The following is a 1,277-nucleotide window of genomic DNA, read 5'->3' on the forward strand; positions in this document are numbered from 1 at the left end:
CACCGGCGTTGCCCGTCGCCCTACGTCCACCGTACGCGCGCGGCGTCGGACCTTCGCGACCAGCTGGGGGCCGTCAGGGCGCCGCGCCCGGGAGGCCCAACCCCCATGATCGCGGGGCCGCGATGGCCCCCTCGTCGGGCTGTCCGGGCCGGCGGCAGGCCTCCCGGGTTTTGGGCTTTCCGGTTCTGTGATCTGCTGGAGATGTCGTCGGACCGTCGGCTGCCCACGGTGCACCACCGCCAGCGGTGTGGCACGGGTGGCCGAGGCGGCCGGGGCGACCCGCGTCCTTGGGAGGTTCCCGTGCCGCACCTGCGTCCGGCCCCTCCGGCACCCACGCGGCCCGGAGTCCTGCTGCCCGCGCGGGACCTGGCGGTCGCGTGGTTCCTGATGGTGCTGCTGGCCGCGCTGGCGTGGGTGCTGACCATCGGCCAGTCCCGCCACATGGGGATGGAGCCCGGCACCATGGGCCTGGCGCTCCCCCTCTTCCTGCTGCTGTGGGTGGTCATGATGGCGGCGATGATGCTGCCGTCCGTCGCACCCGTCGCCATCACCTGGGTGCGCTGGATCAGCCGCCGTTCGTCCGGCCCTGCCCGCGCCCTGAGGATCGCCGGGTTCGTCAGCGGCTACCTCCTGGCCTGGACCGCCTTCGGGCTGCTCGCGTACGGCGCCCTGGCCGCGACCGGGCACCTGGTGGACAGCAGTCCCGGGGCGGGCCGCTGGTTGGGCGCCGCCGTGTTCCTCCTCGCGGCGGCTCAGCAGTTCGGGCCGCTGAAACGAGTCTGTCTGCGTCACTGCCGCAACCCGATGTTCCAGCTGCTCCAGTACTCGCGCTACCGTCCCTGGGCGAAGGACCTGCGGGTGGGCACGCACCACGGGCTCTACTGCGTCGGATGCTGCTGGGGCCTGATGATCGTCCTGATCCCGCTCGGCGTCATGAACGTCGCCGCGATGGCGGGACTGGCGGCCGTGATCTTCCTGGAGAAGCTCTGGCGGCAGGGACCCTGGCTGGCCTGGGCCGTCGGCCTCGTCTTCCTCGTCCTGGCCGTGCTCGCCCCCTTCCAGGACTGGCTGCTGCCCGGCCTGGAGACATCCGGTCCCCCCATGGACCGGATGGCCGGCTGGACCGGGTGAGGACGACTAGCCGGTCGAGAGCTGTGGGTGGTGCGAATCTCCAAGATCGGCACACTCCACGGGCAGGCCCGGGCTTTCGCCCACGTGGCAGCGGGGAACGCCGCCCGTCTGCACGGCGACGGCTGGATCCGGCTCACGGCCGCGCT

1 protein-coding gene is annotated in these 1,277 nt (G+C 72.6%); it reads left to right on the forward strand.

Annotated elements, in window-relative coordinates; translation table 11 throughout:
• Window positions 1-300 precede the first annotated feature (300 nt).
• A complete protein-coding gene (locus ACFV0Q_RS33165) occupies window positions 301-1,131 on the forward strand; it encodes a DUF2182 domain-containing protein (protein ID WP_385010446.1) in 831 nt (276 codons plus the stop codon).
• Window positions 1,132-1,277: the final 146 nt, after the last annotated feature.

Source organism: Streptomyces sp. NPDC059564, assembly GCF_042735575.1.
In the GTDB taxonomy this organism is placed as follows: Bacteria; Actinomycetota; Actinomycetes; order Streptomycetales; family Streptomycetaceae; genus Streptomyces.